21 protein-coding genes and 1 riboswitch are annotated in these 22963 nt (G+C 71.5%); of the genes, 16 read left to right on the top strand and 5 right to left on the bottom strand.

Going from position 1 to position 22963, the window contains the following annotated elements; genetic code table 11:
* Positions 1 to 127 precede the first annotated feature (127 nt).
* Genes E1161_RS13715 through E1161_RS13700 form a run of 4 tightly spaced genes read left to right on the top strand, consistent with a single transcriptional unit; the run spans position 128 to position 3498 of the window.
* Positions 128 to 1249: a metal ABC transporter solute-binding protein, Zn/Mn family gene (locus tag E1161_RS13715; RefSeq protein WP_132623319.1), complete on the top strand. Its 1122-nt coding sequence runs from the start codon at positions 128 to 130 to the stop codon at positions 1247 to 1249.
* Positions 1246 to 2106, top strand: coding sequence for a metal ABC transporter ATP-binding protein (locus tag E1161_RS13710; protein WP_132623317.1), 861 nt, complete (start codon positions 1246 to 1248; stop codon positions 2104 to 2106). Before E1161_RS13715 ends, E1161_RS13710 begins: the two co-directional genes overlap by 4 nt.
* Before the next feature lie 17 nt (positions 2107 to 2123).
* Positions 2124 to 2981 (top strand): metal ABC transporter permease, encoded by an 858-nt coding sequence (locus E1161_RS13705; protein WP_408011987.1) that lies wholly within the window; start codon positions 2124 to 2126, stop codon positions 2979 to 2981.
* A gap of 37 nt (positions 2982 to 3018) precedes the next feature.
* A complete protein-coding gene (locus E1161_RS13700) occupies positions 3019 to 3498 on the top strand; it encodes an ion channel (protein ID WP_132623313.1) in 480 nt (159 codons plus the stop codon).
* Between the two features lie 5 nt (positions 3499 to 3503).
* Here the strand turns inward: E1161_RS13700 and E1161_RS13695 are convergent, their stop codons facing one another.
* Positions 3504 to 4538: an ADP-ribosylglycohydrolase family protein gene (locus E1161_RS13695; RefSeq protein ID WP_132623311.1), complete on the bottom strand. Its 1035-nt coding sequence runs from the start codon at positions 4536 to 4538 to the stop codon at positions 3504 to 3506.
* Positions 4539 to 4811: 273 nt separating this feature from the next.
* On the opposite strand from E1161_RS13695, the gene E1161_RS13690 reads away from it, so the two are divergent.
* Positions 4812 to 7625: an AfsR/SARP family transcriptional regulator gene (locus E1161_RS13690; RefSeq protein WP_132623309.1), complete on the top strand. Its 2814-nt coding sequence runs from the start codon at positions 4812 to 4814 to the stop codon at positions 7623 to 7625.
* A gap of 461 nt (positions 7626 to 8086) precedes the next feature.
* On the opposite strand, the gene E1161_RS13685 is transcribed toward E1161_RS13690, so the two are convergent.
* Entirely contained in the window at positions 8087 to 8869 is a 783-nt protein-coding gene (locus E1161_RS13685; RefSeq protein WP_132623307.1) for an SGNH/GDSL hydrolase family protein, read from the bottom strand.
* A gap of 694 nt (positions 8870 to 9563) precedes the next feature.
* Here E1161_RS13685 and E1161_RS13680 point away from each other — a divergent pair.
* From E1161_RS13680 to dapA, 4 genes are all read left to right on the top strand, one after another.
* A complete protein-coding gene (locus E1161_RS13680; protein WP_132623305.1) occupies positions 9564 to 10964 on the top strand; it encodes a hypothetical protein in 1401 nt (466 codons plus the stop codon).
* A gap of 93 nt (positions 10965 to 11057) precedes the next feature.
* Entirely contained in the window at positions 11058 to 11783 is a 726-nt protein-coding gene (locus E1161_RS13675) for an ESX secretion-associated protein EspG (RefSeq protein WP_132623303.1), read from the top strand.
* A 135-nt stretch (positions 11784 to 11918) separates the two neighbouring features.
* On the top strand, positions 11919 to 12533 hold the full coding sequence (locus tag E1161_RS13670) for a DUF3159 domain-containing protein (protein WP_132623415.1): 615 nt from the start codon (positions 11919 to 11921) through the stop codon (positions 12531 to 12533).
* Positions 12534 to 12564: 31 nt separating this feature from the next.
* Complete coding sequence (dapA, locus tag E1161_RS13665; RefSeq protein ID WP_132623301.1) at positions 12565 to 13407, top strand: 4-hydroxy-tetrahydrodipicolinate synthase; 843 nt, start codon at positions 12565 to 12567, stop codon at positions 13405 to 13407.
* Positions 13408 to 13537: 130 nt separating this feature from the next.
* Here the strand turns inward: dapA and E1161_RS13660 are convergent, their stop codons facing one another.
* Positions 13538 to 14479, bottom strand: a complete 942-nt coding sequence (locus E1161_RS13660; protein WP_132623299.1) for an N-acetylglucosamine kinase — start codon at positions 14477 to 14479, stop codon at positions 13538 to 13540.
* A 199-nt stretch (positions 14480 to 14678) separates the two neighbouring features.
* On the opposite strand from E1161_RS13660, the gene E1161_RS13655 reads away from it, so the two are divergent.
* Complete coding sequence (locus tag E1161_RS13655) at positions 14679 to 15521, top strand: amidohydrolase family protein (RefSeq protein WP_132623297.1); 843 nt, start codon at positions 14679 to 14681, stop codon at positions 15519 to 15521.
* An 11-nt stretch (positions 15522 to 15532) separates the two neighbouring features.
* Here E1161_RS13655 and E1161_RS13650 read toward each other — a convergent pair whose 3' ends face one another.
* On the bottom strand, positions 15533 to 16573 hold the full coding sequence (locus E1161_RS13650) for an SIS domain-containing protein (protein WP_132623295.1): 1041 nt from the start codon (positions 16571 to 16573) through the stop codon (positions 15533 to 15535).
* 268 nt (positions 16574 to 16841) lie between these two features.
* Between E1161_RS13650 and E1161_RS13645 the strand changes: the two genes are divergently transcribed.
* From E1161_RS13645 to E1161_RS13635, 3 genes are all read left to right on the top strand, one after another.
* Complete coding sequence (locus tag E1161_RS13645; RefSeq protein ID WP_132623293.1) at positions 16842 to 17597, top strand: GntR family transcriptional regulator; 756 nt, start codon at positions 16842 to 16844, stop codon at positions 17595 to 17597.
* Between the two features lie 222 nt (positions 17598 to 17819).
* Positions 17820 to 18557, top strand: coding sequence for a superantigen-like protein SSL4 (locus E1161_RS13640; RefSeq protein WP_207920233.1), 738 nt, complete (start codon positions 17820 to 17822; stop codon positions 18555 to 18557).
* Between the two features lie 163 nt (positions 18558 to 18720).
* Positions 18721 to 19845, top strand: coding sequence for a S1 family peptidase (locus tag E1161_RS13635; RefSeq protein WP_132623291.1), 1125 nt, complete (start codon positions 18721 to 18723; stop codon positions 19843 to 19845).
* A gap of 87 nt (positions 19846 to 19932) precedes the next feature.
* Here the strand turns inward: E1161_RS13635 and thiE are convergent, their stop codons facing one another.
* On the bottom strand, positions 19933 to 20604 hold the full coding sequence (gene thiE, locus E1161_RS13630; protein ID WP_132623289.1) for a thiamine phosphate synthase: 672 nt from the start codon (positions 20602 to 20604) through the stop codon (positions 19933 to 19935).
* A gap of 153 nt (positions 20605 to 20757) precedes the next feature.
* Positions 20758 to 20865: riboswitch (TPP riboswitch) on the top strand.
* Between thiE and thiO the strand changes: the two genes are divergently transcribed.
* The 3 genes from thiO (at position 20857) to thiG (ending at position 22939) form a co-directional block, all read left to right on the top strand.
* Positions 20857 to 21975 (top strand): glycine oxidase ThiO, encoded by a 1119-nt coding sequence (gene thiO, locus E1161_RS13625; protein WP_132623287.1) that lies wholly within the window; start codon positions 20857 to 20859, stop codon positions 21973 to 21975. (Overlaps the previous riboswitch by 9 nt.)
* Positions 21972 to 22172 (top strand): sulfur carrier protein ThiS, encoded by a 201-nt coding sequence (gene thiS / locus E1161_RS13620; protein WP_132623285.1) that lies wholly within the window; start codon positions 21972 to 21974, stop codon positions 22170 to 22172. Before thiO ends, thiS begins: the two co-directional genes overlap by 4 nt.
* Before the next feature lie 2 nt (positions 22173 to 22174).
* Entirely contained in the window at positions 22175 to 22939 is a 765-nt protein-coding gene (gene thiG / locus E1161_RS13615) for a thiazole synthase (RefSeq protein ID WP_132623283.1), read from the top strand.
* The last annotated feature ends 24 nt before the right edge of the window (positions 22940 to 22963 follow it).

Here is a 22963-nt window from a genome sequence, read left to right as displayed (position 1 = left end):
GGGGAGTACGCCTGGTGCTGGAGCGTTCGGTCCAAGGGTGCTTAAACTGTAGTTGACAACGGTTCCCGTTACCGTTCGCATCTGGAGTCGCTCGAAAGCGTCCACCTGATCACCCGGGAGTGCACTCATGACCGTCCGCAGCCACACCGCTGTGACCGCTTTAGCCGGACTGACCGCCGGCGCCATCGCGCTGACCGCTTGCTCCTCCGGTGAGACCGCAGCCCCCGGGCCCGACGACAAGATCAAGGTGGTCGCCTCGACGAGCGTGTGGGGCAGCGTCGCGCAGGCCGTCGGCGGAGATGCCGTGGAGGTCGAGTCGATCATCAACGACGCCGGAGCCGACCCGCACTCCTACGAGAGCAGCCCGCAGGACGCGGCGAAGATCAGCGACGCGAACCTGGTGGTGCTCAACGGCGGCGGCTACGACGAGTTCATGACCCAGGTGCTGGGCGACAACCCCAAGCCGACGGTGCAGGCGGTCGATTCCGAGCACGAGCAGCCCGCGCCGCCGCAGGGCGAGCAGCCCGCGCCGCCGCAGGGCGAGCACGCGGGCGAGCCGCACGCCGGCGAGCAGCCTGCGGGCGAGCCGCACGCCGGTGAGCCCCAGGCAGGTGAACAGCACGCCGATGAGCACGCGGATGAGCAGCCCGCGCCGCCGCAGGGCGAGCAGCCCGCGCCGCCGCAGGGTGAGCCGCACGCCGGCGAGCACGCCGGGCACGACCACTCCGTCAACGAGCACGTCTGGTATGACCTGCACGTCGTGCACGAGGTCGCCGACGAGGTCGCCGCCGAGCTCGGCAAGGTGCAACCCGCCAAGGCCCAGCAGTTCGAGGCCAACGCCGCGGCGTTCGAGCAGCAGGTCGCCGGTCTGGAGAGCCGCGTCGGCGAGATCGCCGCAGCTCACCAGGGCAAGCCGGTGATCGTCACCGAGCCGGTCGCGCACTACGTGGTCGAGGCCGCCAAGCTCGACGACGTGACCCCGCCTTCGTTCGTCAACGCCATCGAAGCCGAGACCGACCCGTCGGCCGCCGCCGTCGCCGACATCCAGAAAGCGATCAACTCCCGCCAGGCCGTTGCCTTGATCTACAACCCGCAGACCGAATCGCCGGTCACCCGCAACGTGCGCGCCGCCGCCGACTCGCAGCGCATCCCGGTCGTCGAGATGACCGAGACGCTGCCGGAGGGCCAGAGCTACGTGCAGTGGATGGACGCGCAGATCACCGCCCTGCAAGGTGCGCTCAACCGATGACCTCAGAACGAATCGCGGAAACCACGACGGACCCGGTGACGGCTGAGGCCGCCGCCGGGCCTCCGGCCGTCTCGCTGCGCGGCGCGACGCTGGCCTACGGCGAGCGGACCCTGTGGTCCGGCCTGGACCTGGACGTCGCACCGGGCGAGTTCGTGGCCGTGCTCGGTCCGAACGGGTCCGGCAAGACCAGCCTGCTGCGCGTGCTGCTCGGCCTGCAGGAGCTCAACTCCGGGACCGTCCACATCGGTGGGGAACCGGCCCGGCGCGGTAGCGACCGGATCGGATACGTCCCGCAGCAACGCGCGCTGGAAGCCAACGTGACCGTGCGCGGCAGCGACCTCGTCGGCCTCGGTCTCGACGGGCACCACTGGGGCCTGGGCTTCGGCGGTCGCCGCGAGCGCAAGCGCCGGGTCGCCGACGCGCTGCGCGCGGTCGAGGCCACCGAGTACGCGAAGATGCCGGTCGGCCTGCTCTCCGGCGGTGAGCAGCAGCGGCTGCGGGTGGCGCAGGCGCTGGTCAGCAACCCGTCGGTGCTGCTGTGCGACGAACCGCTGCTGTCGCTGGACCTCTCGCACCAGCGCAAGGTCTCGCGGCTGATCTCCGAGCAGGCTCGCCGCACGAACGCGGGCGTGCTGTTCGTGACGCACGAGATCAACCCGGTGCTGCCGCTGGTGGACCGGGTGCTGTACCTGGTCGACGGCCGGTTCCGGATCGGCGCTCCGGACGAGGTGATGAACTCCGGAACGCTCTCGGAGCTCTACCGCACCGACATCGAGGTCGCGCACGTCGGCGGGCGGCTGGTCGTGGCCGGAGCCGAGAACGACGATCACCACGTGGTGGGGGCGGAAGAAGCGTGAACGACGTAGTGGAGTCGCTGAGCAAGGTGTTCGACTTCGACACCATGATCGACCTGCTCGGCTACCCGTTCGTGCAGCAGGCGCTGCTGGCCGCCGCCGCGCTCGGCCTGGTGTCGGGATGCCTGGCGCCGCTGGTGGTCGCCCGCAAGATGTCCTTCGCCGTGCACGGCACCGCCGAGCTGGCCTTCACCGGCGCGGCCGCCGCGCTGCTGGTGGGCGCGAGCGTCGGTGTCGGCGCGCTGGCGGGCGCCGTGGTGGCCGCGCTGCTGCTCGGTCTGCTGGGGCAGAAGCACAGCGAACGCGATTCGGTGATCGGCGCGATCCTGTCGTTCGGGCTCGGCGTGGGCGTGTTCCTGCTGTGGCTGAACCCGGAGCGCGCGGCGAACAAGTTCAGCCTGCTGGTCGGGCAGATCGTCGGGGTGGACTCCTCCGACGTGCTGCTGCTCAGCGGCTCCGCGATCGTCGTGCTGCTGGTGCTGGCCTTCGTCTACCGGCCGCTGCTGTTCGCCAGCGTCGACCCGGACGTGGCGACCGCGCGCGGTGTGCCGACCCGCGTGCTGACCCCGCTGTTCGCGGTCCTGGTCGGCGTCGCGACGGCGCTGGGCGTCTACACCGTCGGCGCTCTGCTGGTCCTGGCCCTGATGGTCACGCCCGGCGCGGCTGCCGCGCGGGTGACCGCGAGCCCGGTGCGGGCGACGGTCCTGGCCGTGGTGTTCGCGGAGGTCGCGGTGCTGGGCGGCATCCTGCTCTCGCTGGCTCCCGGAGCCCCGGTGAGCGCCTTCGTCACGATCATCTCGTTCGTGATCTACCTCGTCTGCCGGGCCATCGGCACCCGCCGACTCGCCCGGGCATCCCGAGCGCCCGCTCCGGCTTGACTGGCGCGGCCGCCGACGTTGACCGACGCTGACGGCCGTGCCAAGGACGTACACCTCCGCCAGCACCGCCTTCGCGGTGGCGCTGTGCACCACCGGCTACTACCTGCTGCCGGTCGGCGAGCACGGCCTGGGAGGCACGGTCTGGGCGGTGGCCGCCTTCGCGGTCGGCCTGATCGTAATCGCGGTGCTGGTCTACTTCCAGGTCCGCGGGTACCGCTCCGGGCGCACTTCGATCGCCTGGGTGGTGGCGGCTTTCTACCTGGCGGTGCTGTTCTTCGCGGCGGTCTACCACGCCATGGCCGTCCACGCCCCGGACGCCTTGGCGGGGCTGAGCACCAAGACCGATGCCCTGTACTTCTCGTTGACGATCACGGGCACGGTCGGTTTCGGCGACATCCACGCCGTGACCCAGTCGGCCAGAGCCCTCGTCGCGCTGCACATCGCCTTCAACATCGCCTACCTCGGCACAGCCCTCTCCACGCTCCAGCCAAGCCTGCCGGCACGACGGGAGGAGTGAACGGGTCAGGCGAGGCCGAGGTAGCGGCGTTCGTTGAAGTGCTCTCCTGAGCAGGAGGCGCCGAGGTCGTGGCCGATGCGTTCGATGACGTCGGCCAGTTCCAGCCGGGCCAGCCACGGGCGGGGCAGGACGGCCGTGCCGTGGCGGGCGCCGAGGATGCTGCCGGTGACCGCCGCCGTGGAATCGCTGTGGCCGGAGTGGTTGACCGCCAACCGGATGGCGTCGGTGAACTGCTGGGGCTTGGGCAGGGCCAGCGCGCAGTAGACGCCGATGGCCAGCGCCTCCGGGCCCACCCAGCCCTGGCCGAGGCGTTCGATGTGTCCGACGCTGGCGCCGAGCCGGGCCAGGGTGGCGGCTTCGGCGAGGGCGTTGGCGGTCTCGTAGTCCTCCCGCAGCACCCGACCCGCGGCCTGGTCTACCGCTGCGGGCAACCGGCGCTGCTGCACCGCGACCAGGTGCACGATCAGCGCGAGCGCTCCCGCCGAAGCCCAGCCGCCGACGCCGCCGTGCGTCAGGGCCGCGCTCTGGCAGGCCAACTGGTAGGCCATCTCGGGCGTGGGGGAGAAGCCGATCGGGGTGCTGCGGTCCAGGCCGCCGCAGCCCCTGGAGGTGTTGCGCGGCCGGTCCGGCGTGCCCAGTTCGGTCTCTTGGAGCGCGCGCAGGCTGGTCAGGCCGGGTGCGCGGCTGACGTAGAGCTCGGGTTCGGCGAGCAGTCCGGTGGCTCCGGGGACGGGTTTGTCCTCCTGCTGCGTCAGCAGCCAGCGTCGCAGCGCTGCGGCGGTGGATTCGACCGGTCGCCACGGCCCTCCGCTGTTGCCTGTGGTCCACGCGTGCAGGTAGCCCTCACCGGCGAACAGCGCCATCTGCGTGGCGTCGCCGAGCAGCGCTTGGGGTGCGGGTTCGGTGAGCCCGTCGGGGCCGAACTCGGCGCGGATGTCCTCCAACGGGGCGTACTCCACCAGGGTGCCGAGCGAGTCGCCGAGGGCGCCGCCGAGCAGGCAGCCCACCGCCCGATCGACCACTGTGGACGTCGTCGGCACGGGTGGCGCTCCTTCCGCGGCGTCCTGCACGCCACTCGTTCGGGTGATCGACGCCCTCAGACCTTACTTGCCCGCCTTCACCGCTGGGAGAGGTTCTGCGGACTCGCGTCCTGCGCGGAACGCGCTCGAAAAATGGGAACCCGATCTTACGCCTAGGTCTGGGCGTACTCCATTGGTGTGAGCCTGGTGAACGCGTCGACCTGGCGTGCGGGGCGGATCGCTACCGTGTGTCCGGCGCGGGGGACAGGCCGGAAGTCGTGAACTTGGGGGAGAATGACGCCGCACGGCAGCTTGGAGAGGACCGCAGGGTTCGAATTCCGCCTGCTGGGTCCGCTCGAGGTGCACCTCGACGGCGTCGCCCTCGAAACGGGGCGCATGCCGGTTCGGGCGCTGTTGGCCTGCTTGCTCCTGGAGCCCAACCAGGTCGTGCCGATGGACCGGCTGATCGACACCCTGTGGGACCACGAACCGCCCGCCAGCGCGCGCACCATCGTCCAGGGCTACGTCTCCCGGCTGCGCAAGTTCTTGGGCAACGACGGTCCCGAGATCATCACCCGGGCTCCGGGATACCTGCTGCGCGTCAACGGCGACCGGATCGACGCCCACCGCGCCCGCAGTCTCATCAACCGCGCCCACGGCCTAGAACCCGCCGAACGATCACGCCTGCTCACCGAGGCCCTGTCGCTGTGGAGCGGGCCGGTGCTCGCCGACATCGCCGGCAGCAGGCTCTACCGGATGGTGGCGCCCAACCTCGACGAGCTCCGGCTGCTGGCGCTGGAGGAGCGGGTCGCCGCCGACCTGGAACTCGGCAGGCACCACCAGCTCATCTCCGAACTGTCCACTCTGGTCGACCAGCACCCGATGCGGGAACGGCTCACCTGTCAGCTGATGCTGGCCAACTACCGCGCCGGGCACCGGGCGGAGGCGCAGGCCCGCTTCCACGACCTGCGGCACCGGTTGTCCCACGAGCTCGGCATCGATCCCGGCCCCGAACTGCGCGAGCTCTACGAGAAGCTGCTGCGCGACGACCCCGCGCTGCGCAACCACCCCAGCCGCGTCGAAGCCGGCCTGGGCATCCGCCGCCCCGTGCCCGCCGAACTGCCGCCCGCGCCAGCGGGTTTCGTCGGCAGGCGGCTGGAAGCGGCGACGTTGGACGCCATGCGGGAGGCCAACGAGGAGGGCTTCAGCTTGATCACGGTGCTCACCGGCACCGCGGGCGTCGGCAAGAGCGCTCTCGCGCTGACCTGGTCGCACCGGGTCGCCGAGGAGTTCCCCGACGGGCAGCTCTACGCCTCGCTGCGCGGCTTCGACTCCGAGCACGAACCACTCACCCCCGGCGAGGCCCTGACCAGCATGCTCAAGGCGCTCGGCGTGGCCGCCGACGCGATCCCCGTCGAACTCGACGACCGCACCGCGCTCTACCGGTCGCTGCTGGCCAAGCGGAAGGTGCTGGTGCTGCTGGACAACGCCCGCGACTCCGACCAGGTGCTGCCGCTGCTCCCGGGCAGCGCGGCCTCGATGGTCGTGGTGACCAGCAGGCGGCGGCTCGACGGGCTCGTGGTGCGTTCGGGTGCCCGGGTGCTGCCGCTGGAGACCTTGCCGACCGAGACCGCCATCGAACTGCTCGACCGCGCGGGCGTGCCGGGCAAGTCGGCGGCCGAACCCGACGCCGCCGCCGAACTCGCCGAGCTCTGCGGCGGGCTCCCGCTGGCGCTGCGCATCGCCGCCGCCCGGCTGGCCGCCAACCCGGCGCGCGGCGTCTCCGACCTGGTGCGGGAGCTCACCGACGAGCGGACCCGGCTGCAGGCGCTGGACATCGACGACGACGCCGACACCAGCGTGCGCCGCGCCTTCGACCTCTCCTACCGCAGCCTGCCGCCCCTGCACGCCGAGACCTTCCGGAAGCTGGGCCTGGTTCCCGGGCAGACCTTCACCGCCCACGCGGTGGCGGCGCTGTGCCGGACCGACCCGGCGGGCGCCCAGCGCCGGCTGCGCGCCCTGGCGCTCGCGCACCTGGTCACCGAGCCGGAACCGGACCGGTTCGGCATGCACGACCTGCTGCGCGCCTACGCGCGGGAACTCCCAGCCGACGAAGGTGACACCGAGGCGCTGCGCCGGCTGCTGCGCCACTACCTGTGCGCCGCCGACCACGCGCGCCGCTTCCTGCGCCCGGCCCGCGACGAGCTCGACTTCTCCGACGCCAGCGAGCACCAGCCCGAGATCGGGTCGCGCTCGCAGGCACTGGAGTGGTTCGACGCCGAGTGGCCGAACCTCGTCACCGCTGTCCGCGCGGCCAACGCCGCGGGGCTGCACGACCTGGCCTGGCCGCTGGCCCGCCTGCAGTTCAACTACCTGATGGTCCGCTGCCCCTGGGAGGACTGGCTCCGCGTCTACTCCGACGGCGCCGATTCCGCCCGCACCGTCGGCGATCCGGTCGGCAAGGTGCTCATGTCCGCCGGTCTCGGCGTGGCCTGCGCCCGATCCGGCGACCTCGACGAGGCCCTGGCGCACTACGAGGAGTCGTACCGGGTCGCCGTGCAGACCGGGGATTCCGAGCGGCTGGCGATGACGCAGGTCAACCTCTCCAGCGTGCTGTTCCGGCTGCGCCGCTACGAAGAGGCCAAGGTGCACTCCGAGGACGCGCTCAAGGTCTACCGCTCGCTCGGCGACCGCTACTTCGTGGCGGGCGCGCTGAACAACCTCGCGATGGTCGAACAGGTCAACGGCGAGCTGGAAGCCGCGCTGCGGTACCTGCGCGAGGCCGAGGACCTCTACCGCGAGGCCGACGACCTGGAAACCCTGGCCATGGTGCTGAACAACTGCGGCGAGGTCAGCATCGAACTCGGCAGGCTCGACGACGGCGAGCGGTTCCACCACGAAGCCCTCGACGTCGCCCGGCAGTGCGGGTCGGCGGTGCGCCAAGGTTCGGCGAACCTCGGACTCGGCGACGCGGCGAGGCTGCGCGGCGAGATCTCGGTCGCCCGCACCCGCTGGGAGACCGCCCTCGCGATCTTCGAGGTGGAGGGCTCTCCCAAGGTCAGAGAGGTCCGCCAGCGCCTCGACGAGATCGCTGGACAGGGCGTTTAGCCCGCGTTTAGCGGACGTGTAGTTCCTGCTGCGAACTTGATCGTGCGGATCGATCCGTGCTTGATCCGCACGCGGGCGGCTCTGGGGGAGTCCTAGGGGGGATTGTCGCCCCGGTCGTCCCGGCCGTACGCGGTCGGGACGACCACGAGGGGGTCAAGGGCATCCGGGACTCCCGGGTGTGGGGGTGTGCAGGCGCTCGGACGGTTCGGGGGAGCCGCCCGAGCGCCTGTTTCTGTTCTGAGTTCTTCAGTGGCTGGGTTTCTCAGCCGTGCGGGGACCTCAGACGCCCGCTGGGTCCGGGACCCGAGACCCCGTGCATGCCCACCGATACGCGGCCGCCACGGCTGTCCTCCCCAGCGAACGCCTGAGCTCCCCCGGCGGTGCAGGTGCTCAAGGTCGGGTGAGGGGAGACCGGCTTCGCCGATCGCCTGACGATCTCCTGCCGACCTCCCGCGTTCTCCTCATCCGCAAGTGGTGGGGAGCTTCTCGAGGCAGGGGCGCTTGGCCGTGCGGCCGTCCCCGCTGGAGACCCCTCGCAGGCGGCGGCTGATCCACGGAGCCAGGTGCTCGCGCGCCCACCTGATGTCCTCGGCGGCCTGCTCCTGCCAGCTGCGCTCGTCGAGGTCCGGCCAGGGCTCGTTCCAGTTCTCCGACGTGGGCAGGCCGAGCGTCTCGCAGGCGCGCAGCGCGACCCGTCGGTGGCCGTCGGCGGACAGGTGCAGCCGGTCCTCGCACCAGGCGCGGGGGTCCTGCAGGACCCGCATCGACCACAAGTCCATCACGTAGCAGCCGTGCGCGTCGGCGATCGAGCGCAGGTGCGAGTTGTAGGTGCCGACCTTCCCCCTGACGTGCCTGAGCACCGGGGTGCGCGCGGTGTCGAAACCCGTGCCGATCAGCACGTCGGCTCCGGTCGCGCGGATTCGGCCCACGGCGTCCTCGAACAGCGCCGCCACCAGGTCGGGATCGCTGCCCGGTCGGATGATGTCGTTGCCGCCTGCGGTCAGCGCGACCAGCGACGGCTTGAGCTCGATGGCGTGCGACACCTGGTCGGTGACGATCTGGCGGATGAGCTTCCCGCGCACCGCCAGGTTGGCGTAGCGCAGGTCCGGGTTGTGCTCGGCGATGTGCAGCGCCAACCGGTCCGCCCACCCCCGGTAGACGTCGGTCTCGGCAGTGGTATCAGCCAGACCTTCGGTGAAGCTGTCTCCCAGCGCGACGAAGCTTTCCCAGCGCCCCGATCCCATTTTCGACTCGTCCCTCCTGCTCATCCGCCACGCCCGTGTTGGTGCGAAATCAACAGTGGCCCTCCGGGACGTACCTACGCCACCGAAGGTTCCCGCCAAGTGACAAACGGCACTGGACGGTCTAGAAACTATGTCCGATTGGTCTGCCGACTTCGCCGAAACGATGCTCTTCCTTGATGCGCGGTGCATCCGACCGTCACGGGTCGAGAAGGTGGATCTTGGCAGGAAACACCGGTACGGGTGAAAGTCAGCTGCTAATGTCCTTCGGCGGTAGCAGAAGTGGCAAGGGGGCTCACGATGACGCGATCGCTGCAGGTCACAGCTCGACGTGCGTCCGCTCGCAGGACGTCCGAGCGGGTGTTTCGCGCGCTCTTCGTCGTGTCCGGTTGATGGGGAACGACGACATGGGGCATTGCGTCGATTCCACGAGGACCACGACTCTGATCGTCGGTCTCCGCAACCGTCCTGCAGATCTGGGGGAATCGTGACGGCACCGCAGAATCCGGCGTCCGCGCCGGGGCCGGCGGGCTTCGAGGCACCGAACCGGCGGGCTCCGGAACCAGGAGGTAGGCGCCGAGCGGACCCGCTGTTGCGAGGTTCGCTGAGCGACGCTGGACCGGGAGGTCCGCCGCCCGCGCCGCCCGCGCCTCCCGCGCGCCCGGCTCCGGCCGCGCAACGCTCGGGGCAGTTCGACGTGCGCGCCGAACTGGCCGCGCTCGCCGCCGAGCCGCACCCGTTCGCTTTCTGGCAGCGGGCGGAACAACTTCCCGACCGCTTCGAGCAGGAGCAGCGCGGGTCGGGACCGGCCGGCAGGCCCGTCACCGAACCCTCGCGCCCGTCCACCGGCGGTCTGCCCTCGCTGTCGGGCGATCTCGGTGGCGCTCCGGCGCGACCGGCCGAGATGTCGGGCTCCCTGGAGCGCGACGAACCGCGCCACGGCCGACCGGAGAGCGCGAGCCTGAGCGGTTCGCTGCTCCCGCCCGCCGAAAACCACCGCCCAGCACCGAATCCGGCTCCGGACAGCGGTCCGCAGCCGCAGGTGCGCGACGGAGTCCTGCGCGGCCCGCTGGCTGAAGGTCCGCCGAGCGTCCCGGTTCCACAGCTCTCCGACGCACCGCCTCCGGTGGAGGCGCCGCGACCGCCCCACCCGCCGATGGACCAGCCGCCCGTGCCCGAGCCGCCGGTGACTGAGCCGTCGATGCCTGAGCCGCCCGTGGCCCAGCAGCCGATGCCCGAGCAGCCGATGGCTCACCCCCCGATGACCCAGCCGTCGATGCCCGAGCAGCCGGAAGCGCCCTTCGCCGAGCAGGTGTCATCACCGCAGCGCCCGGACGCCGCCCAGCGCCCGGACGGCCCGCCTCCGAGCCCGCCCGCCGGGGCACCTCCGGCCGGCCCGCCGAGTGGTACACGTCCGCAGGGCCCGCCACCGGGTCCGCCGAGCGGCCCGATGCCGCAGGCAGGCCCGCCGCCGGGGAACCAGGCCCCGGCCGGACCTCCGCCTCCGCCGCCCCCCTCGCCGCCTGCGGGAAGGCCCGCGCCGCCGAACGGCGGTCAGCAGCGCCCGCCGCGTCCGCAGGGCCCGCCGATGGCACCTCCGCCGCCGCGACCGGCAGGGCCTCCGCCTGCCCCGCAGCAGCAGGCGGAGCAGCCGGTCGCGCAGCAACCGCCGCGCCGACCGGAGCCTCCGCGCCGGCCGGAGCCTCCGCGCCCGCCGGAGCAGCACTCGGCGGAACCGCCCCAGCAGCAGCCGGATCAGCAGCGTCCGAAGAGCAGGACGCTGCGCACGCCGAAGATCAACGAACGCGCCGACGGCGGGTTCGGCCCGATGGGTTCGGTCGGCGCCTGGTCGAACGGCACGGGTCGCGCAGGGTACGGGCGCAACACCTCGTGGTCGGCCGACGACTTCAAGGAAGAGCGCCGCGAGGGTGGCGACGACCTGCGCGCCGGTTCCGGTTACAAGCCGGGCGAAACCGGAAGCGGTGCCGTGCCGCAGTTCCTCATCGAGGCCGACGAGCTGTGGGACGACGATGACGGCGGTCGTCTCGTGGCGCCGCCGGTGCTCGGCGAGTCGCCGGCGAGCTTCCGGGACTTCTGACGCGGCGAAACCCCTGACGAACCGGCTTTCGGGCCGGTCACGCCGGGGCGCACTGATAACACTGGCTACCGCTGACGCGAAATGTGAGCTGTGATGGTTGAGACGATCACCTTGTCGGCCCCTGCGGTCGATCTGCTCGGTGAGCAGCTGAACCTCACCGTTCGGCAGTACCCGTTCGAGCTGCCGCGCATCTCAGAGCTCGCGGAGGACCGCAACGTCGTCGCCCAGCGGGTGTGGCAGGAGCTGGAGTCCGCGGGGCTGGCCCGCAACGGGCGCCCGGAACCCGAGGTCGAGGACGCGCTGTACCTGCTGTGCAGCTCGGAGGTGTCGGTCGCGGCGGCCGGGCTGCTCGACGTCCGCGCCGGGCACCGGCTGGCGGCCCGCGTGGTGGCCACCGGTGAGGTCGGCGTGCTCGGCACCTTCGACGGCCGGGGCATGCGGATGACCTTCCTACCGCCGAGCGACCTGCCGCGCACCGCCGCCGACCTGCTGCCGGACGCCCCGGTCGGCGCGGGTCCCGCGTTGCGCGCGGTCGCCGACCGGCGTGGCGGCATGCCCGCCGACGCCGACATCGAGGGGCTGCCGGAGCTGCGCGCGGTGACGTCGAGGCCGAAGTTCCGCTTCGGCCACTTCGTCGTCGCGGGTGCCCGGAGGGCGCGCGTGCCCAACCTCATCTGGTTCGACACCGACCAGGGCCGCTACGCGATGCGGGGCGAGCGGGTCGACGGCCAGGACGCCGTGGCCTGCCAGCCCGCCGACAAGCCGACGATCGCCGCCGAGATCGCGACCCTGGTGGAACGAGCCCGCCGCCTCGGGTAGAGGTGGGGTGACCGTTTCGCCGGGAGAGCCACCCGGTCTTGAGGCCGGGGTTTGGCCCCCCGTGGAAGTTAGGGCAGGCTTAGTGTCGTGACGCAGGGGCAGACGGACACGGGCTGGGACGATCGCGATTCGTTCATGCGGTTGCTCGGCGGGCGCAGCAGCGCGATCGACGCGAGCCTGCCGCCGGTCGCCTTCGGCGCCGGCTGGTTCTTCGGCGGCGAGTCGATCGTGATCGGCAGCGCGGCGGCCGTGGTGGTCGGTGCCGTCCTCGGGGGCTGCCGACTCCGCAAGGGCGCTCGCCCGCTCGCGGTCCTGATCAGCTTGCTGGCGGTGATGCTGGGAGCGCTCATCGCGATCCGCACCGGCGACGCCGCCGACTTCTTCCTGCCCCGCCTGGCCAGCAACGCGCTGAGCGCGCTGGCCTGGATGACCAGCATCGCGATCCGCTGGCCGCTGCTGGGCGTGGTCGTCGGCGTCGCGCTCCGGCAGGGCCGCAAGTGGCGGCGCGACCCGGATCTGATGCGCGCCTACAGCCGGGCCAGCTGGGTGTGGGTCGGGCAGTACGTGGTGCGGCTGGTCGTGTTCATCCCGCTGTGGCTGGCCGGGGCCACCGGCGCGCTGACCATCGCGCAGGTCGTGCTGACCTGGCCGCTGGTGGCGGTGTGCATCGCCGCGAGCTGGTGGGTGCTGCGCCGCTCGCTGCCCGACGATCATCCGGGCATGGGCCACCCGAGGGAACCCGCGATGTGACACCTCCAGGGCGCGGGCGCACAATGCGCTCATGTCTCTCGGCAGCGTGATCACCGCGATCGTGACCCCGTTCGACGACCGGCAGAAGGTCGACGAAGATGCGTTCCTGAACCTGTTCCGCCACCTGCTGGCCAACGGCTCCGACGGGGTCGTGGTGTGCGGCACCACCGGCGAGGCGCCGACGCTGTCGGACGCCGAGCACCTGCGGCTGGTGGAGCTGGCCGTCGGCGAACGCCCCGAAGGGGTCACGGTGATCGCCTCGACGGGCTCCAACAACACCGCGCACGCCTGCTGGATGACCGAGCGCGTCACCGAGATCGGCGCCGACGGCATCCTGTCGGTGACCCCGTACTACAACAAGCCCAACCGGCGCGGGCTCGTCCGGCATTTCACCGAGATCGGCAAGGCCACCGACAAGCCGGTGGTGCTCTACAACGTCCCGTCGCGGATCGGCCTGTCGCTCGACCACGACCTGCTCTCCGAGCTCGGCCAGATCGACAACCTCGACTACGTCAAGCAGGCCGACAACGACGCCCTGGCCCAGGTCGACGGCCTCGGCCTCTACGCGGGGAACGACGACGGCTTCGCGCTGGCCCTGGACCTGGGCGCCGTCGGCGGCATCCTCGTCGCCAGCCACCTGGTCGGCCCCCGGATGAAGCAGATGGTCACCGACCCCGCCCGCCGCTCCGAGATCGACGCCTCCCTCAAGCCCCTCTACTCGGCCCTGGGCGTCACCACCAACCCCATCCCGGTCAAGGCGGCTCTCAACCTCCTCGGCCACGAGGTAGGAGGCCCCCGCCTCCCCCTGGTCGAAGCAGATGACGCAGAACTCCAGGTGATCCGGAACGCCCTGACCGAACTCGCCCTCCTCTAGCCCCACCCGAACCACACCCCCGACCGCACCGGTCCACGGCTCCCGCCCGGCCGTGATCGACCGTGCCCCGGTGACCCGGAGTACCGCCGTGATCAGTGACCGGATCACCGGGTGTTCCGCCCGGTCGGCCTCAGCCGAGGAGGGTTTTGTGGAGGGTGACGGGGTCTTGCGCGAGGGGCAGGGCGGCTAGCCAGGCGGCTGCTGCTGCGCCGGGGCCCGCGGTGCGGGGTTCCGGCCAGGAGCGGGCTTCGAGCTCGGCGCGCAGGGCTTGGCCGATGCGGTTGCCCGGGTGGAGCAGGCCACCGGCCAGGACGACCGGGGAGTGCGGATCCGGCCGGGCCGTCGCCGCCGTGTCGGCCAGCAGGACCGCGGCGCGGTGCACGATGTCCTCGGCCGCGTCGTCCTCCGCGACCGTGACCAGCGGTGCGAGCTCGGCGAGGCGGATCGGGTCGCGCGCGTTGGCCGCAACGATCACCGCCTTGCGCTCCGCAACAGCGCCGAGGTGGCCGCACACCGCCTCGACCAGCCCCTCCACCGGGGCGCCGCGTTCCAGCGCGCGCAGGGTGGCGCGAACGGCTTCGCGGCCCAGCCAGTAGGCCGAACCCTCGTCGCCCAGCAACCAGCCCCAACCGCCGATGGTGGCCGCCGTGCGGTGGTCCTCGACGCGTTCGGCGACCGCGCCGGTACCGGCGATGAGCACCGTGCCCCGCGGCTCCGGAGTACCCGCGGCGAAGGCGACCACGCCGTCGCTGACCGGCGTGGTCTCGCAGCCCAACCCGAGCCGAGCCCACTCGCTGCGGAAGAACTCGCCGAACGCGGGATCGGCCATCTTGCTCACACCGGCCATGCCGAGCACGCATCCGCGCACCGCAGCCGGGTCCTGGCCACCGAGCGCATCGCGGGCGGCGCCGGCCATCTGCGCGACCGCGTCGGGCGCGGGGTGCGAGTTCGGGTTGCCGCCGGCCGCTTCACCGGTGCCCAGCACCCGGCCGGTCAGGTCGCTGACCAGCGCGCGACTGCTGGTGCCGCCGACGTCCAGCCCGAGGACGAGGGCCGTGTCATCACCGTGCATGCGCTCTTTGTACTCTCGCGCGGCGCGATCGGCGGGCGCCGCGACGGGAAGTGGCCAATTCGAGCCCTGGTCTCCGAAGCGGTGAGCCGATATACATCGACACGTCGTTCCATCCGTCGGGGAGAAGAGACAACATGGGCGAGGCCTGTACGAGCGCCTGCCGCGTTCAGTCTGATGTGGACATTCGCGGAGGCTCTCGATGACCGTGGACACCCACCACCACCTGTGGGACCTCGACGTTCGCGACCTGCCTTGGATGACCGGCACGGAGATGGATCCGCTGCGCTGCGACTTCCGCCCGGCTGACCTGCAGGCCGCGATGCGCGGAACCTCGGTGGACGCGACCGTGCTCGTGCAGACGGTCGCCGACCCGGACGAAACCCCCGAGATGCTGGTGCTGGCCGAGACCGTCGACCGGGTGGCCGCGGTCGTCGGCTGGGTCGACCTCACCGCCAAGGACGCCCGCGAGCGGATCGGCCGGTTGCAGACCCATCCCTCCGGCGGCTGGCTGCGCGGCATCCGGCACCAGGTCGAGGACGAGCCCGACCCGGACTGGCTGATCAGGCCGGACGTGCTGGCCGGGCTCGGCGCGGTGGAGGACTCCGGGTTGCTCTACGAGCTGCTCGTCCGCCCGCACCAGCTGCCCGCCGCGATCAAGGCCGCCGGGCAGTTCCCGCAGATGACGTTCGTGCTCGACCACTGCGCGAAACCGGACGTGGCCGCCGGAGAGCTCGAACCGTGGGCGAGCCGGATCCGCGCGCTCGCCGCGCACCCGAACGTCGTCTGCAAGCTGTCCGGCCTGGTCACCCAGGACGACTGGGCGGCGCAGCCGGACCCGTCCCGGCTGCGCTCCTACGCCGAGGTGGTGCTGGAGGCGTTCGGGCCGAGCCGGATCATGTTCGGCTCCGACTGGCCGGTCTGCCTGCTCGCCGCGTCCTACGCCGAGGTCCTCGGCGTGGCCAAGGACCTCACCACCGGGCTCAGCGATGCGGAGCGGACGGCGGTCTTCGACACCACCGCCCGCGAGATCTACGACCTCTGATCCCTAGGAGGTCACGTCGTCTTGGTGACCTTCTGCAGGCCGCGGGGGTTGTCGGGGTCGATGCCCCTGGCCAGCGCCAGGCCAAGGGCCAGCTGCTGGGCGGGCAGGATCTCCAGGATCGGAGCGACCTCCTCGGCCGATTCCGGGACCGGGATCCGGTGCGAGGCCGGGATCTTCGCCGCCGCTGAGCCGATCGCGCAGATGTCGGCGCCGCGCTGGTGCACGGCCTCGACGACCTCGCGCGTCGACTCGCCGCCCAAGCCCGCGCTGCACAGCGCGAGCACGGCGGTCTCCGCATCGATGGCGGCGACCGGTCCGTGCAGCAGGTCCGCGCCGCTGTAGGAGCGGGCCGACAGGTAGCTGGTCTCGGCCAGCTTCAGCGCTGCCTCGTGCGCGGTCGCCAGCGAGTACCCGCGTCCGGTGGTGACCATCCGGCCGGCGAAGCGGTACCGCTGCACGGCCTCCTCCACCGGGTCGGCGGCGTCGGCGAGCGTGGTGGCCGCGAGGTCGGGGAGGGTTCGGGCCAGGGCGGCGCCTCCGCCGCGAATGGCATCGATGAGCAGGTACAACGCCAGCAGCGTTGCGCTGTAGGTCTTGGTGGCGGCGACCGCCTGCTCCGCGCCGGCGCGGATGTTCAGCGACAGCTCGGCGGCCGAGGTGAGCGGGGAGTCGGTGGTGTTGGTGACCGCCACGGTGAGCGCGCCGCTGGCCCGGCCGGACTCGGTGACCGCGACCAGGTCGGGGGAGCCGCCGCTCTGGCTGACGGTCAGCATCAGCACGTCGGTGAGGTCGGGTCGCGCACCGTAGAGCGTGGTGGTCGAGGGGGAGGTCAGGCCGACGGGCAGTTGCAGGAGCACCTCGATCAGGTACTTCGCGTACAGCGCGGCGTGGTCGCTGGAGCCGCGCGCCGCGAGCAGCGCGAACCGCGGGCGGCGTTCGGCGACGACCGCCGCGACCTCTGCGAACTGCTCCTGGGCGGCCAGCAGGTCCGCGAAGATCGCGGGTTGCTGGCCGATCTCGTGCTTCATGTGGGTGCCGGGGGTGGCGGACATCTCGGCCCATCCCTTCCATAAGGTCCAGACCAATTCTACCTGGTCTGGAACCGGAGAGCACCACCGTGCGTCCGGTGGTCGGCTTCACCACGGCCCCCAGGGCGTCACGGAATGTGGTGAGCGACACTCATCGTCAACAGGAATTGGCGTAATGTGCACGCCACCGAAGTCTGAATTGATCAGTGCGAACGATCTGCCGGAGACGCGTTTCGCGAGGCCGCGCGGTCGGGCATGCTCGGAGGTCAGGCTGCGGCGGGTAGGAGGAACGATGCTCGACACGACCGTGTCCGGCGGGGCGGATTCGCAGGGCCGCGCGCCACGGGAACCGAAGTACTGGGGGCTCAAGCAGCACCTGCTCGACCTGCTCAGGTCGATGCCGCCCGGTTCACCGATCCCGACCGAGCGTTCGCTGGCCACCGAGTTCGACGTCTCGCGCACCACCGTCCGCCAGGCGCTGGCCGAACTGACCGTCGAAGGCCGGCTGCTCCGCGTGCAGGGCAAGGGCACCTTCGCCGCCAAGCCCAAGGTCGCTCAGCGGCTCCAGCTGTCCTCCTACACCGAGGACATGCGCGCCCAGGGCAGGCAGCCGACCTCCCGGCTGCTGGAGGTCGTCGAGGAAGCCGCCGATGAGGAGCTCGCCGTCCTGCTGGGCACCAAGGCCGGTTCCGCCGTGCTGCGGCTGCGCAGGCTGCGGTTGGCCGACGCCGAACCGATGGCCATAGAGACCACGCACCTGCCGCTGGCCCGCTTCCGCGGACTCACCGCGAAGCTGGAGTCAGGCGGATCGCTCTACCAGGTGCTGCGGGAGACCTTCGAGGTCGAGCTCGGGCACGCCGAGGAGACCATCGAGACCGCCCTGGCCAGCCCGGAGGAGGCCGAACTGCTCGGCTCCGACGTGGGTCTGCCGATGCTGCTGCTGTCCCGGCACTCGTTCGACACCGAAGGTCGCCCGGTCGAATGGGTCCGCTCCATCTACCGCGGTGACCGGTACAAGTTCGTCGCGCGACTCAACCCTCCCGCTTGATTCCCGCAACGGTGCGCGATCGCGTTCTCGCGCAGTGACACCGCTTTTCGTTACACGTCGTGGGAGTCCTCACGAAAGTGGCCGAGGCGGAGAAATTCGACCCGGTGCGCGCGTTGGTGTTGCAGATGTGCAACTCCAATTGCGTGTGTGAGGGAAATGGCGAGGGGTGCAGCGGATTCGGCTGAAGATCAGCCGGAGGAGCTGAGGGAGAAGAAGACGCAGGTGTCACCGGCGCAGGTCGGTGGCGCGGCGCTGGCGTCGGTGACGGCGGCGTTCCTGGGCTCGCGGCTCGGGGTCGCGGGAACCGTCGTGGGCGCGGGACTGACCAGCGTGATCATCACGATCGGTGGCGCGCTCTACCAGCGGTCGATCGAGAAGACCAGGGAGAAGGCGGTGGTCGCCGCCGCTCGGGCCTCGGTGCTGCGGCAGCGCCGGAGCCAGTCCGGCCAAGTCGCCGGGACCGAGGAGGCGACCCGGAAGATCCAGGTCACTGGCTTGCAGTGGCCGGGAGGCGAAGCCGTCGAGGAACCGGCCGCCGAGCGTTCCAGCACCCGGACCGTGCTCTCCCCGCCGGTGTCCCGCCGCAGGTGGGGGCGCTGGACCCTGGTCGGCGCGACCTGCGTGGCGGTGTTCGCGGTGAGCATGCTGCTGGTGACGGGCTTGGAGGGCATCACCGGCCGCCCGCTGTCGGGTGGTGACGGCACGACGCTCGGCCGGGTGCTCCAGCCCGCGCCGCGGGATCCGGTCGAGGTCGAGCCATCCGAGCAGATGACCAGTCAACGGGTGCCGAGCAGCGAGACTCCGTCGCCGCAGCGACCCGCTCCGCCGACCGGTTCGCAGCAACCCGTCCCGAGCGAGCCGCCGGTGCAGCAGCCGAGCAGGACCGGTTCGCCCTCCACGCGATCCCCGACCACAGAATCGGCACCCGAGTCGATCGTTCCGGGACTAACGCTCGAATAAGTGCGAAAAACGGTGAATGCTCTAATTCCGCTGTTGATCGAGGATCAATCGGAGTTGTTCGCGCACATTGCGCTAAAAGCTGGATGTGATTCCCCTGAGGAAATCTGATACTGGACCGGCGACGGGGCCTTGAGAGATCAGGTCATCACAAGGGAGACACGAGATGAAACGTAGACTCGCGGCTCGCATTGCCGGGACCGTCCTGGTCACCGCGGGCACGGTCGCCGCGCTGACCATGCCGGCCACCGCCACCGCACCCAACGCCATCCCGGTGGCGGGCACGCTGCTCGACGCGATGCAGCGCGACCTCGGCCTCACCGAGGAGCAGGCCCTCGACCGGCTCCAGCTCGAAGCCGCCGCTCAGCGCACCGAGAGCACCCTGCGCGACGCGTTGGCCGACTCCTTCGGCGGTGCCTACTTCGACGCCGCGACGGGCAAGCTCGTGGTCGGCGTGACCGACGCGGCCCGCTCCGAGCAGGTCCGCGCCGCCGGTGCAGAGGTCCGCCAGGTCGCCTTCAGCGCCAAGCAGCTCAACGGCGTCGTCGACGGTCTCAACGCGGGCAAGGCGCAGGCGCCGAAGAGCGTCACCGGCTGGTACGCCAGCAACGAGCAGAACGCCGTCGTCGTCACCGTCAAGCCGGGTGCCGCCGCCGAGGCCGCGCAGTTCGCGCAGGCCGCAGGCGTGCCCGCCGAGGCGGTGAAGGTCGTCGAGTCGCAGGAGCAGCCCCGGACGCTGATGGACGTGGTGGGCGGCAACGCCTACTACATCGGCAGCGGCGCTCGCTGCTCCGTCGGTTTCGCCGTGGAGGGCGGGTTCGTCTCCGCCGGCCACTGCGGCGGCACGGGCGACACCACCACCGAGCCCAGCGGCACCTTCGAGGGCTCGTCCTTCCCGGGTGATGACCACTCCTTCATCTCCGTCGGCACCGATGACAGCCCGCAGGCCGCGGTGAACGACTACAGCGGCGGCACGGTGGCCGTGGCCGGTTCCACGGAGGCCTCGGAGGGCGCGTCGATCTGCCGCTCCGGTTCCACCACCGGCTGGCACTGCGGCACGCTGGAGGCCAAGAACCAGTCCGTGCAGTACGAGCAGGGCACCGTCGAGGGTCTGACCCGCACCGACGTCTGCGCCGAGCCGGGCGACTCCGGTGGATCGTTCATCTCGGGCGACCAGGCGCAGGGCATGACCTCGGGTGGTTCGGGCGACTGCACCAGCGGTGGCACGACCTACTTCCAGCCGGTCAACGAGGCCCTGTCGGCCTACGGCGTCTCCCTGCTGACCCAGTGATCGGTGACGGCGGTTCCCGCTGACACCAGCTCACGCCGCGACGACCCCCCCGGGATCTTCGGTCCCGGGGGGTCGTTCGTCGTCAGGTCAGGGGAGCCGCGACCGGAGGTCGCGGGCGGCGGCTGTGGGATCGTCGGCCTCGGTGATCGCGCGGACCACCACGATGCGCTCGGCCCCTGCCTCGATCGCCTCGTCGAGGTTCTCCGGACCGATGCCGCCGATGGCGAACCACGGACGGCCGTGCCCCCGGTGCTCGGCGGTGTGCCGGACCAGCTCGATGCCCGCAGCGGGACGCCCGGGCTTGGTCGGAGTCGTCCACACCGGCCCGGTGCAGAAGTAGTCCACGCCTCGTTCGGTCGCCGCCGAGTCGGCCTGGGCGGTGTCGTGCGTGGAGCGGCCGATCACCACATGGTCGCCGATGATGCGGCGGGCGACGTCCACCGGCAGGTCGTCCTGGCCCAGGTGCAGCACGTCGGCCTCCGCGGCCATCGCGACGTCCGCGCGGTCGTTGACCGCCAGCAGAGCGCCGTGCCGCACGCAGGCCTCGGCCAGCACCTCCAGCGCGGCGAGCTCGTGGCGGGCCTCCAGCGGAGCACCGCTCGGGCCCTTGTCGCGCAGCTGGATGATGTCGACACCACCGTCGAGCGCGGCGTCGGCGAACTCCGCGAGGTCACCTCGCTCCCTGCGAGCGTCGGTGCACAGGTACAACTTCGCCTCGGCGAGGCGCGCGCGGATCCCGAAGCCGTCCAAACCAGGCATGAGCCCAGCCTAGCTGTTGCGGAAGAGCGACGTAGCCGCTGCTGGTGCGGGACCCGACCTTGCCCCCTCGGTGTTTCCGCCACCCGCACAGCCCGGCAAGAGTCCCACCGGACCAGACGCTGACGTCGCGATCTGTTGACGGGTACGGTGGACGGTGGTGAGCACGGGAGCCCGGCGGACCGGGCTGAGAGGGAGCGCAGGGCTCCGACCGTCGAACCTGATCCGGGTCATGCCGGCGCAGGGAGCGTGGAGTTGTCTGAGAAACGAACCGATCATGTCGTCGTGGTGGGCGGCGGGGTCGTCGGCCTGTCGGTGGCTTGGCGCGCCGCTGCGGCCGGTAACCGGGTGAGCCTGGTCGATCCGGCGCCCGCCTCAGGTGCCTCGTACGTCGCGGGCGGAATGCTCGCACCTCTCGCCGAGGCGTGGCCCGGCGAGGAGGAATTGCTCGAACTGGGCTCGACGTCGCTGAACCGCTGGCCGGACTTCGCCGACGAGCTCAGCCGCGCGGCCGGTCTGCCGTCCGGGCTGCGCACCGAGGGCACGTTGATGGTCGGCGTCGACGGCGCCGACCGCGAGGAGCTCGACAACGTCGCCGGGTACCTCGCCGGACTGGGCCGCAGCGTGACCCGGTTGACGGGCCGCGAGCTGCGCAGCCGAGAGCCCTCGCTGGGCCCCGCGGTGCGCGGTGGGTTGGAAGTACCGGGTGATCTCGCGGTGGACAACCGGCTCGCGCTGACCGCGCTGCGGGCAGCGGCGGAGGCGGCGGGCGTGGAGTTCATCGCCGAACGCGCCGAGGCGGTCCGGCCGGGCGGGGTCGAGCTCGTCGAGTCCACTGTGGAGTGCGATGTCGTGGTGATCTCCGCAGGCGCGCAATCGGGTTCGCTGCACCCGGCGCTTTCCGACCGGATCCGTCCGGTCAAGGGCGAGATCCTGCGGCTGCGGCGACGTGCCACCGCGCTGCCGCCGCCGACCCGCACCGTGCGCGGCCCGGTGCGCGGCAGGCCCTGCTACCTGGTGCCGCGCGACGACGGGGGAGTGGTGCTCGGCGCCACCCAGCACGAGGTCGGCTTCGACACCGAGGTCACCGTCGGCGGCGTCCGCGACCTGCTCGCCGACGCCGAGACCGTGATGCCGGGCATCGCCGAGTACGCGCTGGTCGAGGCCACCGCCGGGCTGCGCCCGAGCACCACCGACAACCTGCCGGTGATCGGCTGGCTGGAGCCGGGAGTGCTCGCCGCCACCGGACACCACCGGGGCGGGTTCCTGCTCACGCCGGTCACCGTCGATGCCGTGCTGTCGCTGCTGCGCGGCGAAGAGCCGGAACCGCTGATCAAGGCCACCGATCCGAGCCGTTTGGGAGGGCAGCAGTGAACGTCGTGATCAACGGGGACGCACGGGAGGTCGCCGCAGGCGCGACCCTCGCGTCAGTGCTGGACGACTTCGGCGTGCCGGAACGAGGCGTGGCCGTGGCTCTGGACGGTGCTGTGGTGCCGCGCGCGTCGTGGCCCGCCACGGCGTTGCGCGCCGACGCCACCATCGAAGTGCTCACCGCAGTGCAAGGAGGGTGACCGTGGACGACCCATTGCTGATCGCCGACCGCGAGTTCGGTTCGCGCCTGATCACCGGTACCGGTGGGGCGAACAACCTCGCCGTGCTGGAACGCGCGCTGATCGCCTCCGGAACCGAGCTGACCACCGTCGCGATGCGCCGCGCCGACGCAGGTGGCGGCACCGGTGTCCTCGACCTGCTGCGCAAGCTCGGCATCGAAGCGCTGCCCAACACGGCGGGCTGCCGCACCGCCGCGGAAGCGGTGCTCACCGCGCAGCTCGCACGCGAGGCCCTGGGGACCAACTGGGTCAAGCTCGAGGTGGTGGCCGACGAGGACACCCTCCTGCCCGACCCGATCGAGCTCGTGGACGCGGCGGAACAGCTGGTGGACCAGGGTTTCGTCGTCCTCGCCTACACCAACGACGACCCGGTCCTCGCGCTGAAGCTGGAGGAGGTCGGCTGCGCGGCGGTCATGCCGCTGGGCTCGCCGATCGGCACCGGGCTGGGGATCCGCAACCCGCACAACATCGAGATGATCGTTTCCCGAGCCACCGTCCCGATCGTCCTCGACGCGGGCATCGGCACGGCCTCCGACGCGGCCTTGGCGATGGAGCTCGGCTGCTCGGCGGTCCTCCTGGCCACCGCCGTCACCCGCGCCCAAGACCCGGAGCGCATGGCCACGGCGATGCGGAGCGCCGTCGAAGCGGGCCGCCTGGCCTCGCAAGCGGGACGCATCCCCCAACGATTCTGGGCCCAAGCCTCGAGCCCGGGCACCCCCATGAGCTGACCACGGGCCGCGTCGACCACGCGG

It is taken from the genome of Saccharopolyspora aridisoli, from assembly GCF_004348445.1.
GTDB lineage: Bacteria > Actinomycetota > Actinomycetes > Mycobacteriales > Pseudonocardiaceae > Saccharopolyspora > Saccharopolyspora aridisoli.
Note: the sequence above shows the minus strand (reverse complement) of the source record. Positions and strands in the feature narration are given on the sequence as shown.

What these genes read in the sequence shown, in the direction of transcription:
- E1161_RS13715 (WP_132623319.1), top strand. Translation starts at nt 128, where the DNA reads ATGACCGTCCGCAGCCACACCGCTGTGACCGCTTTAGCCGGACTGACC.
- E1161_RS13685 (WP_132623307.1), bottom strand. Translation starts at nt 8,869, where the DNA reads ATGGGATCGGGGCGCTGGGAAAGCTTCGTCGCGCTGGGAGACAGCTTC.
- E1161_RS13710 (WP_132623317.1), top strand. Translation starts at nt 1,246, where the DNA reads ATGACCTCAGAACGAATCGCGGAAACCACGACGGACCCGGTGACGGCT.
- E1161_RS13675 (WP_132623303.1), top strand. Translation starts at nt 11,058, where the DNA reads ATGGTTGAGACGATCACCTTGTCGGCCCCTGCGGTCGATCTGCTCGGT.
- E1161_RS13645 (WP_132623293.1), top strand. Translation starts at nt 16,842, where the DNA reads ATGCTCGACACGACCGTGTCCGGCGGGGCGGATTCGCAGGGCCGCGCG.
- E1161_RS13635 (WP_132623291.1), top strand. Translation starts at nt 18,721, where the DNA reads ATGAAACGTAGACTCGCGGCTCGCATTGCCGGGACCGTCCTGGTCACC.
- thiE (WP_132623289.1), bottom strand. Translation starts at nt 20,604, where the DNA reads ATGCCTGGTTTGGACGGCTTCGGGATCCGCGCGCGCCTCGCCGAGGCG.
- E1161_RS13690 (WP_132623309.1), top strand. Translation starts at nt 4,812, where the DNA reads ATGACGCCGCACGGCAGCTTGGAGAGGACCGCAGGGTTCGAATTCCGC.
- dapA (WP_132623301.1), top strand. Translation starts at nt 12,565, where the DNA reads ATGTCTCTCGGCAGCGTGATCACCGCGATCGTGACCCCGTTCGACGAC.
- E1161_RS13670 (WP_132623415.1), top strand. Translation starts at nt 11,919, where the DNA reads ATGCGGTTGCTCGGCGGGCGCAGCAGCGCGATCGACGCGAGCCTGCCG.
- E1161_RS13655 (WP_132623297.1), top strand. Translation starts at nt 14,679, where the DNA reads ATGACCGTGGACACCCACCACCACCTGTGGGACCTCGACGTTCGCGAC.
- E1161_RS13650 (WP_132623295.1), bottom strand. Translation starts at nt 16,573, where the DNA reads ATGTCCGCCACCCCCGGCACCCACATGAAGCACGAGATCGGCCAGCAA.
- E1161_RS13660 (WP_132623299.1), bottom strand. Translation starts at nt 14,479, where the DNA reads ATGCACGGTGATGACACGGCCCTCGTCCTCGGGCTGGACGTCGGCGGC.